10 protein-coding genes and 1 tRNA gene are annotated in these 14552 nt (G+C 65.1%); 8 read left to right on the top strand and 3 right to left on the bottom strand.

Annotation, left to right across the window (positions count from 1 at the left end):
- Nucleotides 1-36 precede the first annotated feature (36 nt).
- The gene (plsY, locus tag RTW82_RS22705) at nucleotides 37-606 is read left to right on the top strand and encodes a glycerol-3-phosphate 1-O-acyltransferase PlsY (protein ID WP_043244106.1); all 570 of its coding nucleotides are present in this window, start codon (nucleotides 37-39) and stop codon (nucleotides 604-606) included.
- A 53-nt stretch (nucleotides 607-659) separates the two neighbouring features.
- On the opposite strand, the gene tsaD is transcribed toward plsY, so the two are convergent.
- Nucleotides 660-1685, bottom strand: a complete 1026-nt coding sequence (gene tsaD / locus RTW82_RS22700) for a tRNA (adenosine(37)-N6)-threonylcarbamoyltransferase complex transferase subunit TsaD (protein ID WP_021221581.1) — start codon at nucleotides 1683-1685, stop codon at nucleotides 660-662.
- Nucleotides 1686-1889: 204 nt separating this feature from the next.
- Between tsaD and rpsU the strand changes: the two genes are divergently transcribed.
- From rpsU to RTW82_RS22665, 7 genes are all read left to right on the top strand, one after another.
- Nucleotides 1890-2105, top strand: coding sequence for a 30S ribosomal protein S21 (rpsU, locus tag RTW82_RS22695; protein WP_003085057.1), 216 nt, complete (start codon nucleotides 1890-1892; stop codon nucleotides 2103-2105).
- A 194-nt stretch (nucleotides 2106-2299) separates the two neighbouring features.
- Nucleotides 2300-4291 carry a DNA primase gene (dnaG, locus tag RTW82_RS22690; RefSeq protein ID WP_316926553.1) on the top strand — a complete coding sequence of 664 codons (1992 nt, stop codon included), beginning with the start codon at nucleotides 2300-2302 and terminating at the stop codon, nucleotides 4289-4291.
- Between the two features lie 67 nt (nucleotides 4292-4358).
- Nucleotides 4359-6209, top strand: coding sequence for an RNA polymerase sigma factor RpoD (rpoD, locus tag RTW82_RS22685; protein WP_031288519.1), 1851 nt, complete (start codon nucleotides 4359-4361; stop codon nucleotides 6207-6209).
- A 101-nt stretch (nucleotides 6210-6310) separates the two neighbouring features.
- A complete protein-coding gene (locus RTW82_RS22680) occupies nucleotides 6311-10045 on the top strand; it encodes an EAL domain-containing protein (RefSeq protein ID WP_316926552.1) in 3735 nt (1244 codons plus the stop codon).
- A gap of 16 nt (nucleotides 10046-10061) precedes the next feature.
- Nucleotides 10062-10138: transfer RNA gene (locus RTW82_RS22675), tRNA-Ile, on the top strand.
- 338 nt (nucleotides 10139-10476) lie between these two features.
- Nucleotides 10477-10734, top strand: coding sequence for a CopG family ribbon-helix-helix protein (locus RTW82_RS22670; protein ID WP_111262274.1), 258 nt, complete (start codon nucleotides 10477-10479; stop codon nucleotides 10732-10734).
- Nucleotides 10703-10993, top strand: a complete 291-nt coding sequence (locus RTW82_RS22665; protein WP_316926551.1) for a type II toxin-antitoxin system RelE/ParE family toxin — start codon at nucleotides 10703-10705, stop codon at nucleotides 10991-10993. Before RTW82_RS22670 ends, RTW82_RS22665 begins: the two co-directional genes overlap by 32 nt.
- A gap of 83 nt (nucleotides 10994-11076) precedes the next feature.
- Here RTW82_RS22665 and RTW82_RS22660 read toward each other — a convergent pair whose 3' ends face one another.
- Together RTW82_RS22660 and RTW82_RS22655 are read right to left on the bottom strand one after the other, a co-directional pair.
- Nucleotides 11077-13647, bottom strand: a complete 2571-nt coding sequence (locus RTW82_RS22660; RefSeq protein WP_316926550.1) for a 7TM-DISM domain-containing protein — start codon at nucleotides 13645-13647, stop codon at nucleotides 11077-11079.
- The gene (locus RTW82_RS22655; RefSeq protein ID WP_316926549.1) at nucleotides 13637-14452 is read right to left on the bottom strand and encodes a response regulator; all 816 of its coding nucleotides are present in this window, start codon (nucleotides 14450-14452) and stop codon (nucleotides 13637-13639) included. Before RTW82_RS22655 ends, RTW82_RS22660 begins: the two co-directional genes overlap by 11 nt.
- Nucleotides 14453-14552 lie beyond the last annotated feature (100 nt).

Raw genomic sequence — 14552 nt, 5'->3', positions numbered from 1 at the left:
TAGAATCAGGGCTCCCTCGCCCTGGAATGGATACCAATGTTCTGGCTGCTGGCGATTCTCGCCTACCTGCTCGGCTCGCTGTCCTTCGCCATCCTGCTAAGCCGGTTGTTCGGCTTCGCCGACCCACGCGACCAGGGCTCAGGCAATCCGGGCGCCACCAACATGCTGCGCGTGGCGGGCAAGAAGCTCGCGATCCTCACCCTGCTCGGCGACTTGCTCAAAGGCCTTCTGCCCGTACTGGTCGCCTACCTGATCGGGCTCGGCATCCAGAAACAGGCCTGGATCGGCCTCGCCGCCGTGCTCGGGCATCTCTACCCGCTGTACTTTCGCTTTCGCGGCGGCAAGGGCGTCGCCACCGCCGCCGGCATGCTGCTCGGGCTCTACCCGCCGGCCGCCTTGCTGGCTGTCGGGGCCTGGGCGCTGACCTTCTTCCTCACCCGCACCAGCTCGCTCGCCGCGCTGATCGCAACGCCGCTGACCCTGCCATTACTGGCCTGGCAGAAACCCGGAGCCCTGCTGCCAATGGCCGTGCTCTGCTGCCTGATCGTCTGGCGACACCGCGGCAATCTACGCGACCTTTTCGCAGGACGCGAACGACATTTCTGAAACTGAAGACAGCCTCAAGCTACAAGCCTGAGGCTACAAGACGCCACGCGACGCTAGATCGACGGCAGGCTTTCCATCGGCCAGCGCGCCTGCACGGCAATGGCCGGACCTTCCTGCTGCCCGGCCTTCAGGCGCTGGCAACCGGCATAGGCAATCATCGCGCCGTTGTCGGTGCAAAACCGCGGGCGCGCATAAAAGACGTTGCCGTGGAATTCGCCCAGCATCGCCTCCAGCGATTGGCGCAGCGCCTGGTTGGCACTCACCCCACCGGCGATCACCAGTCGCTTCAAGCCGGTCTGCTTCAGGGCCCGGCGGCACTTGATGACGAGAGTCTCAACCACCGCCTGCTGGAACGCCAGAGCGATGTCGCAACGGGTTTGCTCACCGTCGTCCCCAGCATTGCGGCACTGCTGCCAGGTGTTGAGGGCGAAGGTCTTGAGGCCGCTGAAGCTGAAATCCAGGCCAGGGCGATCAGTCATCGGGCGCGGGAAGGTGAAGCGCCCCGGCACACCGCTTTCGGCCAGGCGGGCGATCTCGGGGCCACCCGGATAGCCCAGGCCGATGAGCTTGGCTGTCTTGTCGAAGGCTTCGCCCGCAGCGTCGTCCACCGACTCACCGAGCAAAGCGTAACGGCCGATGCCATCGACGCGAACCAACTGGGTATGGCCGCCGGAAACCAGCAAGGCGACGAACGGAAACTCCGGCGGCTGCTCTTCCAGCATCGGCGCCAGCAGATGGCCTTCCATATGGTGCACACCCAGCGCAGGCACGCCCCAGGCGAACGCCAGGGCCTGGGCGCAGGAGGCACCCACCAGCAGCGCGCCGACCAGGCCGGGGCCGGAGGTGTAGGCGATGCCATCGATATCGGCCGGCTTGCAACCGGCGCCATCGAGCACTTCGCGCAACAGCGGCAGCATGCGCTTGACGTGATCGCGGGACGCCAGCTCGGGCACCACGCCGCCGTACACGCGATGGAGGTCGATCTGACTGAACAGCGCATCGGCCAACAGGCCGCGCTCGCTGTCGTAGAGAGCGACACCGGTCTCGTCGCAAGAGGTTTCCAGACCCAGCACTAGCATTGGGAACCTGCCTTCCAGGCCTAGCTAATAAAGAAGGCGCGCATCATAATCGCCGCCCTCCGCCCCGGCCAGCGGTTTTCGACTGAAGGCTTTGCATTCCAGGGCGCAAGGCGTTAACATCCGCAACCCTTGAAAACCGACGTTCTCCCGCAGTCTTAGCCAGGAGCGCGTTCACCCACGGTAATTAGTGAAGGTACGACCTGGATGCCAGCCGTCAAAGTTAAAGAGAACGAACCCTTCGACGTAGCCCTGCGTCGCTTCAAGCGCTCCTGCGAAAAAGCCGGTGTACTGGCTGAAGTCCGCAGCCGCGAGTTCTACGAGAAGCCCACCGCAGAGCGCAAGCGTAAAGCTGCTGCTGCAGTGAAGCGTCACGCCAAGAAAGTGCAGCGCGAGCAGCGCCGCCGCGAGCGCCTGTACTGAGTTAACAGGCTTCGCCGCACGCTTTCAGCATCGCCCGGCTCCGGCCGGGCGAGTGCATTCAGGCACCGCATGCGACACTCCGCTTCGCCCTGGCGAACGCCGGAGTTTTTTGCATTTGCAGCACCGGTAATGCCGCTATCGCCAACCGGCGATGGGGGCCTATGCTTTGACCCTCCCAGCGTCCTGAGCACCCTATGGCCGGCCTGATCCCCCAAGGCTTCATCGACGATCTGCTGAACCGCACCGACATAGTCGAGGTGGTGAGTTCGCGCATCCAGCTGAAGAAGGCCGGCAAAAACTACAGCGCCCGTTGCCCATTCCATAACGAAAAGACGCCCTCTTTCAGCGTCAGCCCCGACAAGCAGTTCTACTACTGCTTCGGCTGTGGCGCCGGCGGCAACGCCCTCGGCTTCATCATGGACCACGACAACCTCGACTTCCCCGAGGCTGTCGAGGAGCTGGCCAAACGCGCCGGCATGGACGTACCGCGCGAAGAAAGCGGGCGCAACAATCGCCCACGCCAAGCCACCGACTCGCCGCTCTACGCCCTGCTCACAGCTGCCTCGGATTACTACCGCCAAGCCCTGAAGAGCCACCCGACACGCAAGGCCGCCGTCGACTACCTGAAAGGACGCGGCCTGTCCGGTGAAATAGCCCGCGACTTCGGCCTCGGCTTCGCCCCACCGGGGTGGGACAACCTGTTCAAGCACCTGGCCAGCGACGCCTTGCAGCAGAAGGCCATGATCGATGCCGGCCTGCTGATCGAGAACGCCGACAGCGGCAAGCGCTACGACCGCTTCCGTGACCGCGTGATGTTCCCCATCCGCGACAGCCGGGGCCGGGTCATCGCCTTTGGCGGTCGCGTACTGGGCGATGACAAACCCAAGTACCTGAACTCGCCGGAAACACCGATCTTCCACAAGGGCCAGGAACTCTACGGTCTCTACGAAGCCCGCAAGAACAACCGCAACCTCGACGAGGTGATGGTCGTCGAAGGCTACATGGACGTTATCGCCCTGGCCCAGCAAGGCCTGCGCAACGCCGTCGCCACCCTCGGCACCGCCACCAGCGAGGAGCACATCAAGCGCCTGTTCCGCCTGGTGCCCAGCATCCTGTTCTGCTTCGACGGCGACCAGGCCGGACGCAAGGCCGCCTGGCGAGCACTGGAAGCCACGCTACCATCCCTGGAGGACGGCCGGCGCGCACGCTTCCTATTCCTCCCCGAAGGCGAAGACCCGGACAGCCTGGTACGCGCCGAGGGTACCGATGCCTTCCGCGCCCGCATAACCCAGCACGCGCAGCCCCTGGCCGATTACTTCTTCCAGCAACTGAGGGACGAAGCCGATCCCAGCTCCCTGGAAGGCAAAGCGCACTTGGTTACCCTGGCCGCGCCACTGATCGACAAAGTGCCCGGCGCCAACCTGCGTACGCTGATGCGTCAGCGCCTGTCGGAAATCACCGGCCTGAACGGTGAGGCCATCGGCCAGCTAAGCCACGACGCACCGCCGCACAGCGGCGAAGCGTCGCACTACCTCGACGACTACCACTACGGCACCCCTGCCAGCTACGAAGGCTATGGTGATGCCGGCCAGGAGCACTACTTCGAGCCACCCGCCCGGCAACAACAGGGCGAATGGCAGAAGCCCGAGCGCAAGAAAGGCGAGTGGAAAGGCGACTGGAAAAAGGGCGGAAAGCCCTGGGACAAGAAAGGCGGCCAAGGCGAATTCAGGCGCCCGCCACGTACCGAGATCAAGGTCGAGTCGCCAACCCTGACGGCACTCAGGACGCTGCTTCACCATCCGAACCTTGCGCAGAAGGTGGAAAATGCCAGCCATTTCGCCGCAGAAGACGACACGTATGCCCGCTTGATGGTGTCGCTCCTCGAAGCCCTGCAGAAGAACCCCAAGCTGCGCTCGCTGCAGCTCATCGCCCGCTGGCACGGCACCGAACAGGGCCGGCTGCTGCAGGCACTGGCGGAGAAGGAATGGTTGATTTCGAGCGACAACCTTGAACAACAGTTTTTCGACACTATAACTAGGTTGTCGGCCCGCCAACGCGAGCGCAGCCTCGAACAACTGCTACGCAAAGCAAGGCAGAGCGAACTCAGCGCAGAGGAGAAAGACCAGCTGCGCGACCTCCTCAGCCGCAGTCCATCTCCAGCCTCCACCAGCCCAACTGGCGCTTGAGGCCTCTGGTCAGGTATAATCCTCGGCTTGTTTTTAGCCCGCCAAGACCTTAAGTGGATAGGGTGTTATGTCCGGAAAAGCGCAACAGCAGTCTCGCCTCAAAGAGTTGATCGCCCGTGGTCGTGAGCAGGGTTACCTGACTTACGCGGAGGTCAATGACCATCTGCCGGAGGATATTTCCGATCCGGAACAGGTGGAAGACATCATCCGCATGATCAATGACATGGGGATCAACGTATTCGAGAGTGCTCCGGATGCGGACGCCCTGTTGTTGGCCGAAGCCGACACCGACGAGGCTGCAGCCGAAGAAGCCGCCGCCGCACTCGCAGCCGTCGAGACCGACATTGGCCGAACCACCGACCCGGTGCGCATGTACATGCGTGAAATGGGCACGGTGGAACTGCTGACTCGCGAAGGCGAGATCGAGATCGCCAAGCGCATCGAGGAAGGCATTCGCGAAGTAATGAGCGCGATCGCCCACTTCCCCGGTACCGTCGACAGCATTCTCTCCGAGTACCATCGCGTCACTACCGAAGGTGGCCGTCTCTCCGACGTCCTCGCTGGCTACATCGACCCCGACGACGGCAGCGTGCCGGCCGAGGAAGTCGAGCCTGTCGTCCCGAAGGAAGAAAGCGCCGCGAAGGAAAAGGACGAAGACGAAGAAGAGGAAGGTGAGAGCGACGACGCCGAGGAAGAAGGCGACGGCGGTCCCGACCCGGAAGAGGCCCTGCGCCGCTTCACAGCCGTCTCCGACCAGCTGGAAAAGGCCCGCAAGGCGCTGAAGAAGCATGGTCGTTCCAGCAAACAGGCCATCGATGAACTGCAAGGCCTCGCCGAGCTGTTCATGCCCATCAAACTGGTACCCAAACAGTTCGATGCCCTGGTAGACCGCGTTCGTGACGCCCTTGACCGTGTCCGCGCCCAGGAACGCGCCATCATGCAGCTCTGCGTGCGTGATGCCCGCATGCCGCGTGCCGACTTCCTGCGCCTGTTCCCCGGCAACGAAGTCGACCTGACCTGGGTCGAAGGCCTGACCAAAGGCAAGGCCAAGTACGCCGAAGCTCTGAGCAAGCTGGTCGACGACGTCAAGCGCAATCAGCAGAAGCTGATCGACCTCGAGAAGGAAGTCGACCTCAAGATTTCCGAGATCAAGGACGTCAACCGCCGCATGTCCATCGGTGAAGCGAAAGCTCGCCGGGCGAAGAAGGAAATGGTCGAGGCCAACCTGCGCCTCGTGATCTCCATCGCCAAAAAATACACCAACCGCGGCCTGCAGTTCCTCGACCTGATCCAGGAAGGCAACATCGGCCTGATGAAGGCGGTGGACAAGTTCGAATACCGGCGCGGCTACAAGTTCTCGACCTATGCCACCTGGTGGATCCGTCAGGCGATCACTCGCTCGATCGCCGACCAGGCCCGCACCATCCGTATTCCGGTGCACATGATCGAGACCATCAACAAGCTCAACCGCATCTCCCGCCAGATGCTCCAGGAAATGGGCCGCGAGCCCACCCCGGAAGAGCTTGGCGAGCGCATGGAAATGCCCGAGGACAAGATCCGCAAGGTACTGAAGATCGCCAAAGAACCGATCTCCATGGAAACCCCGATCGGCGACGACGAGGATTCCCACCTGGGCGACTTCATCGAGGACAGCACCATGCAGTCCCCGATCGACGTGGCCACGGTCGAAAGCCTCAAGGAAGCCACCCGCGAAGTACTGGCCGGCCTCACCGCCCGTGAAGCCAAGGTCCTGCGTATGCGCTTCGGCATCGACATGAACACCGACCACACCCTCGAGGAAGTCGGCAAGCAGTTCGATGTGACCCGCGAGCGGATCCGCCAGATCGAAGCCAAGGCGCTGCGCAAGTTGCGCCACCCGTCGCGAAGCGAGCATCTGCGCTCCTTCCTCGACGAGTGATCGAACAACCCCCGGCCAGTCCGGGGGTTTTTCTTTCTGCTACCAAAGCGCCAGCTGCCGCGTCTACACTTCCGCCTATCACTTCGTGGAACGGGACCGTCATGGCGCGTCTGCCTGCCATTCTCCTGCTGTGTCTGGCGTTCTGGGCAGCCCCGTCCGGAGCGCTCACCTTCACCCAGGAAGAACAGGCATGGCTGCAGGACCACCCCGTCCTGCGCATGGGCATCGACGCCTCCTGGCCCCCCTTCGAATTCCGCGACAGCCAGGGCCGCCACCAGGGCCTCGCCGCCGACTACGTCAAGCTGATCCAGGAACGCCTGGGCGTCCGCCTCGAACCGGTGGAACCACGCAACTGGGGTGAAGTGCTGGAGCAGGCCCGCAATGGCCAGCTCGACCTGCTGCCCGGCGTCATGTCCACCCCCGAACGCCAGCAATACCTCAGTTTCACCCGCCCCTACCTCGACTTCCCCATCGTCATCCTCGCCCGCGACGGCGGCCCACAGCCCAAATCGCTCGGCGATCTCTACGGCCTCAAGATCGCCGTGGTCGAGGACTACGCCCCTCACGAACTGCTGCGCAGCGGCAATCCCGACCTCAACCTCCTGCCCTTGCCCAACGTCGCCGCCGGCCTCCAAGCCCTCGCTACCGGGCAGGCCGACGCCTTCGTCGGCGACCTCGCCTCCAGCGTCTGGAGCCTGCGCCAGCTCAGGCTCGAAGGCCTCTACATCAGCGGCGAGACGCCCTACCGCTACCAGCTCGCCATGGCCACGCCGCGAGGCGAAACCCCCTTGGTCGGCATCCTCGACAAGGTCTTCGCCGACATCAGCACCGCCCAGATCGAAGCCATCCAGGACCGCTGGGTCGGCGGCGTCATCGACCGTCGCCCGGTCTGGACCACCCTCATCGCCTACGGCCTTCCCGCCCTGCTACTGATCGGCCTCGCCCTGGTCTTCGTCCTGCGCATCAACCGCCGCCTCAGCGGCGAAATGTCACGCCGCGCCCTGCTCGAAGACGAACTGCGCACCAGCGAGCAGCACTACCGCGGCCTGGTCGAAAGCCTCAACGCCATCGCCTGGGAAATGCGCCTCGACGAACACCGCTTCACCTACGTCTCGCCCCACGCCGAACGCCTGCTCGGCTACCCCCTGGCAGACTGGCTCGAGCCCGGTTTCTGGCAGCGCACCCTCCATCCCGAAGACGCCCAGCACGCCGAATATGTCTGCAACGAAGAAGTCGCCGCCGGGCGCGACCACAGCTTCGACTACCGCATGCTCGCTGCCGACGGCCGCGTCCTGTGGATCCGCGACATCGTCACCCTCGACCCCCAGGGCGACAGCCAGATCATCCGCGGCCTGATGATCGACATCACCGAAGCCAAGGACACCGAACACGCCCTGCGCCTCTCCCAGCAGAAATTCGCCTCCGTGTTCCACAATTGCCCCGACGTCATCGCCCTCGCCCGCCGCCAGGACGGCCGCCTGCTCGACGTCAACCGCACCTTCGAGCAACAGACCGGCATCGACGCCGCCCAGGCCATCGGCCGTACCGCCACCGAACTGGGCATCTGGGGCACCCCCGACATGGGGCCCGGCCTCCTCCAGCGCCTGCAGAACGAAAGCCTGCACAACCTGGAAATGACCTTCCGCCGGCAGAACGGCGAAAGCTTCACCGGCCTCATCTCCGCGCAACCCATCGACCTCGACGGCATCCCCGCCCTCATCGTCGTCGTGCGCGACATCACCCTGGTCAAGGAAACCCAGCAGCAACTGAAGATCTCCGAAGAGAAATTCGCCCGCGCCTTCCACGCATCCCCCGACGGCCTGCTCATCACCCGCCTGGTCGACGGCAGGCTCATCGAAGCCAACGAAGGCTTCACCCGCATCACCGGCTACGTCGCCAGCGAAGCCGCCGACCGCTCCACCCTCGAACTCGGCATCTGGGCCAACCCCGAAGACCGCCAGCATATGGTCCACGCCATCCGCGACCAGGGCAGCCTGCGCAGCTTCACCGCCCCGATACGCACCAAGGGCGGCAGCATCCGCCTCTGCGAACTCACCGCCCAACCCATCCCCATCAACGGCGAAGCCTGCGTCCTCACCATCGCCCGCGACATCACCGAGCGCCAGCAGATGCAGGAAAAGCTCCTGCAGGCCGCCACCGTCTTCGAAAGTACCGCCGAAGGCGTGATGATCACCGACACCGAACAGCGCATCACCGCCGTCAACCGCGCCTTCACCGAAATCACCGGCTACAGCGAAGCCGAAGCCCTCGGCCAATCACCGCGCCTGCTCGCCTCCGGCCAGCACGACAGCGCCTTCTACGCCGCCATGTGGCACCAGCTCGCCGCCGACGGCCACTGGCAGGGCGAAATCTGGAACCGCCGCAAGAACGGCGAACCCTATCCCGAATGGCTGACCATCAGCGCCGTGCGCAACCGCGGCGAGCAGATCACCCACTTCGTTGGCGTCTTCGCCGACATCTCCACCCTCAAGCACGCCCAGGCCCGCCTCGACTACCAGGCCCACCACGACCCCCTCACCGGGCTGCCCAACCGCATCCTCTTCGAAAGTCGCCTGCAGGCCGCCCTGCTCGACGCCACCACCGACGCCCAGCGAGGCGCCGTACTCTTCATCGACCTCGACCGCTTCAAGCACATCAACGACAGCCTCGGCCACCCGGTCGGCGACCTCCTGCTCAAAAGCATCGCCGCCCGCCTCAAGGACCAGCTGCGCGACATCGACACCGTCGCCCGCCTCGGCGGCGACGAATTCATCATCCTGCTGCCCGGCCTGCACACCGCCGCTGACGCCGAGCACATCGCCAGCAAAGTGCTCGCCTGCTTCAGCGCCCCTTTCGAGGCCGACGAACACGAGTTCTTCACCAGCGCCAGCATCGGCATCAGCCTCTACCCCGAACACGGCAGCGACGTCGCCACCGTCGTCAAGAACGCCGACGCCGCCATGTACCGCGCCAAATCCAAGGGCCGCAACCGCATCGAGTTCTACACCCGCGATCTCACCTTCCAGGCCAACGAACGCATGGCCCTGGAGAACGAACTGCGTCGCGCCCTCGAACGCGGCGAACTCAGCCTCTACTACCAACCCAAGCTGTGCCTGCAGAACCGCCGCCTGATCGGCGCCGAAGCCCTGATCCGCTGGCACCACCCCCTGTTCGGCGAAATCTCCCCCGAGCGCTTCATCCCCCTCGCCGAAGAGAACGGCCTCATCCTCCCCCTGGGCGACTGGGTCCTCGCCGAAGCCTGCCGGCAGATGCGCGAATGGCAGGACCGCCACGCCCCCTTCGGCCCCCTCTCCGTCAACCTCGCCGGCGCCCAGCTGCGCCAGCCGCAACTGGTCGAGCGCATCGACCGCCTGCTGCAGGACACAGGCGTCGTCCCCTGCCACCTGCAACTGGAAATCACCGAAGGCTTCATCATGAGCCAGGCCGAAGAAGCCCTCGCCGTGCTCCACGCCCTCAAGGCGCTCGGCGTGCAACTGGCCATCGACGACTTCGGCACCGGCTACTCCTCCCTCAGCTACCTCAAGCGCCTGCCGCTGGACATCATCAAGATCGACAAATCCTTCGTCCGCGGCCTGCCCGACGACCTCGAAGACGCCGCCATCGCCCGCGCCATCATCGCCCTCGGCCGCAGCATGCAACTCACCGTCATCGCCGAAGGCGTCGAAACCCACGCCCAGGAAGCCTTCCTCACCGCCGAAGGCTGCGAACAGATCCAGGGCTACGTCGTCAGCCGCCCCCTCCCCGCCGACGTTTTCGCCCGGCAATTCCTCGATCCCTGTCAACCTGTTGGCGCTCAGGAAAAGGCGCCGGTATAATCCGCCGGCCTTCTGGGGGCCTATAGCTCAGTTGGTTAGAGCAGAGGACTCATAATCCTTTGGTCCACGGTTCAAGTCCGTGTGGGCCCACCACCAAAACCCCATGAAAAAGCCGCGCATTGCGCGGCTTTTGTCTTTCTGGCGTAAGCGAAGTCGCCCCGTCATAGAGACCCACAACGTCCACATCACCTCAGGCCTCCAGAAGACCGCTTTGAGGCAGCTTGCATCCCACTGTCAATCGAGCCGACGAACGGCCCAGAGCCAAATTTACCAATAGGTAAACGCAAGTTAGCACCCATCTCCCCCTATCTTGCTGGGTCTAACGCGGGTCTAACGCTAAAAGCAATGGTTGTAAGCATAAGCAAGCCTAATTACAGTGCCGACATATACGAACATGTATACGTTGTATACGAAACTGACCGGAGGTCACCATGGCATCGCCTGTTCTGTCGTTTCGGGTCGAAGATGACCTGATCACTCGATTGGATGAGCTTTCCGAGGCTACGGATCGTGATCGCCAGTACCACATGAAACGCGCACTAATGCGGTATCTGGATGATGAGTCATGGCATCTGGCAGCGATCAAGGAAGGCATCCAGCAAGCAGACGCGGGCAACCTTACTGATCTCGAAGCCATCAAGGCCAAGTGGGTGAACCGTGGCAAAAATCGTTCTGACCGAGCTAGCTGACAGCGACCTTACGAAGATCTACGAATTCTATGAGCCCCGGATAGGCGCAGCCTCAGCAGAGGAGATAGTGGCCAGTGTCATATCGGCACTTGAGCAACTGCTCCTGTTCCCTGGCTCCGGCCGCCCCTCACGGGCTCCTGATATGCGAGACCTGATTTTCCGCTTCATCCCTCTCTACGCCGCGTATCGCGTTGTAGGTGACGAGGTCCAGGTAGTGAGGATCCTGCACCAGCATGCTGAAAGCTCGCAGCACTGGTAATCCAGTCGATATAGGGCGCTTGAGGCGCCTATAGGCCACTAGCTTGGCCCCGGGTGCAGCAGCCTGCACAGGCGCCTGCTCGCTCAGCCCTCGCCCGCCCCCACCAGCTCAGCAAGCCGAGGGAAATCCAGGGTCAATGCGGCCTGGAGCACGGCATCGGCAAAACCGATGCACAGCGGCTGCTCGGCCGCCAGGTCATGGGCCCACTTCTCGATAAGCGTCACCTGCCCGGTTTCCACCAGGTTCGCCAGGTTCGCCAAACGCGCCGCATCCGGGCGCGCCGCCACATCGGACGCCGGCGGCTTGCGGCCCGGCGAGGCCAGGTCCGGCAAGCCCAGGAACCTGACCAACAGCGCCGCCAGCTCGGTCTCGCTGATCGGCTTTCTCAGGCAGGCCGCGAAGCTCAGGTGCGCGGCAAAACCCTCCGGCGCCAGCGGCGCCGCTGCGGAAAGCAGCACCACCGGCGTGGCCGGGGAACGCTCGGCCACCATCCGCAGGACCGACCAGCCGTCACCGCCGTCCATGAACTGATCGGTGATTACCAGGGCGATGTCGTCGCGCCACTGGCGGGCTGCATCGCGGCCATCGACGGCGATGACCACCCGCAACCGGTGCCGCTCCAGCTGCTCGGCCAGCAGCAGGCGCAGGTCCGGGTCGTCCTCCACCAGCATCACCACCTGGTCGCCCAGGGGCCGGGGGGCGTCGACCTCCACGGTAGCCGGCTCCGCCGGCAACTCCGTCAGCAACTCGCCCACCACATGGAAGCGGAACGCACTGCCCTGGCCAGGCGTGCTGGCCACGCTCAACTCGCCGCCCATGCAGTGCACCAGTTGCCGGGCGATGGCCAGCCCCAGGCCAACCCCTGCGCGGGAACCCTCCGCCTGCTGGTTCGCCCCCCGGACGAAGGGCTCGAAGATCCTCGCCAGGTCGCCCGCCGCGATACCGCCGCCGCTGTCCTCCACCTCGAAGAACAGCCGAACCTGCCCGTCCTGCTTCTCCCCCCGGTAACGCAGGGCGATGCGCCCGTCCCGGGTGTGCCGGTTCGCGTTGCTGAACAGGTTGTCGAGCACCTGGCGCAGGCGCCGGCTGTCGATGGAAACGTACTCGGGCACCACCCCGTGCTCCTCCAGGGAGAAACCGTTGCCCGCCGCTTCCGCCTGCAACCTGGCGACCTCCACCATCTCCGCCAGCCAGGGCCGGAACGCCAGCGGTGTGGCCGCCACCTCCAGCTGGCCGATCTCCGCCCGTGCCGCATCCAGCAGCTCGTCGATCAGGTGCAGCAAATGGCGCCCGCTGCTTTCGATGGCCCGCGCGCCTTCTTCCGGGCCCAGGCGACGCGAGCCGCGCTGCAGCAACTGGGCGAAACCGATGATGGTATTGAGCGGCGTGCGCAGCTCATGGCTCATGTGGGCGAGGAAGGTGGTCTTGGCGCGGTTGGCTTCGCGCTCCACCGCCAGGGCGGCGGACAGCTGCTGGGTGCGCGTGGTGATGGCGATGAGAATCAGCGGCGCCATCACCAGCACCGCCAGCGGCCAGGCGCTCGCCAGCAGCGGCCCGGTAGGGTCCAGCCCCTGGTACAGGCCCGCCTGCCGGATCACCACCGAGGCCCCGAAGGCCCCGAACGAGATCAGCGTCAGGCCCGCCGACGCATTGCCGCCGCGCCAGGCCAGGTAGGAGGTGATGATCCCCACCGCGAGCGCCACCAGCGAGGTGAGGGACAGCACCTGCAGCCAGAAGATGTAGTGGTGCAGGCTGGCCCCCAGCGCCGCCACGACCACCACCCCGATGACGCCCAGCAGCAAGCGGTCCCAGCCGCGCCCCAGCCGCCGGAGATCGAGGAAGGTGCGCACGAACTGGCAGTGCATGATCATGATCGCCGCCCCCAGCAGCGGCACCAGCACGATCGGGAACGGCCAGGTGCCCGGCCAGGCGTATTGCTGCGCCAGCCCGCCGATGATCGCCTCGAACGCGCTGATCAACAGCATCTCCAGCCCGAAGTAGAGATAGGGCATGTTCCGCAGCTGGATGAAGATCAGCAGGGACAGCAACCCCGCCAGAATGATGCCGCCCTGGCCCATCGAACGCAGGTTCTCGAAGCGCGACTGCCGGTCGCGATAGGCCATCGGCTCCCACACGCGCATCCCCAGGTACTGGGCGGAGCGCGACTGCACGCGCAGATAGAGGACGCGGGTCTCCCCCGGCTGCAAGGCAATGGGGAACAGCGCCGTCGGCCCCGGCAGCGGGCGCAACGCCATGGGCACCACCAGGCCGCTGGCCTGTACCTGCCACTGCCCATCGCCGGCCTGGGTGAAGAGCTGCACCGACTCCAGCCGGGTATGGCCGACCTCCAGCCAGCGCTCGATAGGGGCCGGGCCCGGGTTGCGCAGGCTGAAGCGCAACCAGCGTGGCCGGGGATCGAAGCCCTGGGACAGCCCCTGCGCGGCGACCTCGACGAAGCGTTCGGGCGCGGCGGCGACCGCAGCGATATCCAGGCTGCCGTCCTCGTCGATGCGCAGGCCGATGCGCTCCAGCAGCTGGAAGGCCGCCTCCTCGCGCACCTCCAGCACCTCGGCCCAGGCGCCACCGGCCATCAGCAGCAGGCCGCACAGGCAGAGCGCCCGCCAGACGCGCCTGAAGCGGGCTTCAGCAGGCATCGTCCGCGGCGCCTTGCTGCAGCGGTGCACGCTGGCCGGCCTCATCCCGCAGGCGGCTGCGCAACTCGCGCGGCGAGCAACCGAAGCGCTCCCGCACGGCCTTGGAGAAACTGGCGGCATTGGTGTAGCCCAGGTGGTCGCCGATATCGGCGATGGGCGTCTCGGTGCGGCCCAGCAAGCCCTGGGCCTGGGTCAGGCGCTCCTCGCGCAGCCAGGCATAGATGGGCATGCCGACGATCTTGTGGAAGGCCTCGTTGAGGCGGGTCTCGTTGGTGCCGCACAGGCGCGCCAGCACCTCTGGCGAGGGCGGCTGCCGCAGGTCCCGGCGCAGGTGCTCGGTGGCCACCTTCACCAGCACCGCCTCCGGCCGGGTATCCGAATTCGCCGCTGGCGCGGCCGGCGCAGCCGCGCGCAGGCGACGGGCCAGCTCCAGGTGGATCTGCACCCGCGCCACCACCTCCGCCTCATCGATCAGCGGCTTGGCGATGTAGTCCACGGCCCCCAGCGTCAGGCCCGTCAGGCGCTCCTGGGGCTGGTTGGCCGCCGTGAGGAAAATCACCGGGATGGCGCTGGTATCCGGGTTGGCCTTGAGCAACCGGCAGGTGGCGAAGCCGTCGCTGCCGGGCATGTGCACATCCAGCAGGATCAGGTCGGGGCGCAGCAACTGGGCCTTGCGATAGCCGTCCTTGCCGTCGAACGCCACCACGATGTCCAGGCCCCGGGCCGACAGAAACTCCGTCAGCACGCGCAGGTCGGCCACCGAGTCGTCGATGAGCAGGATCTTCGGGTTGCTGGAAATGCGCATGCCGGTGGGGTCTGTAGGGCTGCTGGAGCGGGTATTAGAGCCCAGAACGGGCCCGCCTTCCCACGCCGTTAGCGGAAAAATTGTCTGCCGGCAAAGTCTC

This window comes from Pseudomonas sp. zfem005 (genome assembly GCF_032621735.1).
Classification (GTDB): domain Bacteria; phylum Pseudomonadota; class Gammaproteobacteria; order Pseudomonadales; family Pseudomonadaceae; genus Metapseudomonas; species Metapseudomonas solani.
This window is presented reverse-complemented; position numbering and strand designations above follow the sequence as displayed.

Excerpts from the sequence above, each read along its gene's own strand:
- plsY (WP_043244106.1), top strand. The coding sequence starts at position 37 with ATGTTCTGGCTGCTGGCGATTCTCGCCTACCTGCTCGGCTCGCTGTCC.
- tsaD (WP_021221581.1), bottom strand. The coding sequence starts at position 1,685 with ATGCTAGTGCTGGGTCTGGAAACCTCTTGCGACGAGACCGGTGTCGCT.
- rpsU (WP_003085057.1), top strand. The coding sequence starts at position 1,890 with ATGCCAGCCGTCAAAGTTAAAGAGAACGAACCCTTCGACGTAGCCCTG.
- dnaG (WP_316926553.1), top strand. The coding sequence starts at position 2,300 with ATGGCCGGCCTGATCCCCCAAGGCTTCATCGACGATCTGCTGAACCGC.
- rpoD (WP_031288519.1), top strand. The coding sequence starts at position 4,359 with ATGTCCGGAAAAGCGCAACAGCAGTCTCGCCTCAAAGAGTTGATCGCC.
- RTW82_RS22680 (WP_316926552.1), top strand. The coding sequence starts at position 6,311 with ATGGCGCGTCTGCCTGCCATTCTCCTGCTGTGTCTGGCGTTCTGGGCA.
- RTW82_RS22670 (WP_111262274.1), top strand. The coding sequence starts at position 10,477 with ATGGCATCGCCTGTTCTGTCGTTTCGGGTCGAAGATGACCTGATCACT.
- RTW82_RS22660 (WP_316926550.1), bottom strand. The coding sequence starts at position 13,647 with ATGCCTGCTGAAGCCCGCTTCAGGCGCGTCTGGCGGGCGCTCTGCCTG.
- RTW82_RS22655 (WP_316926549.1), bottom strand. The coding sequence starts at position 14,452 with ATGCGCATTTCCAGCAACCCGAAGATCCTGCTCATCGACGACTCGGTG.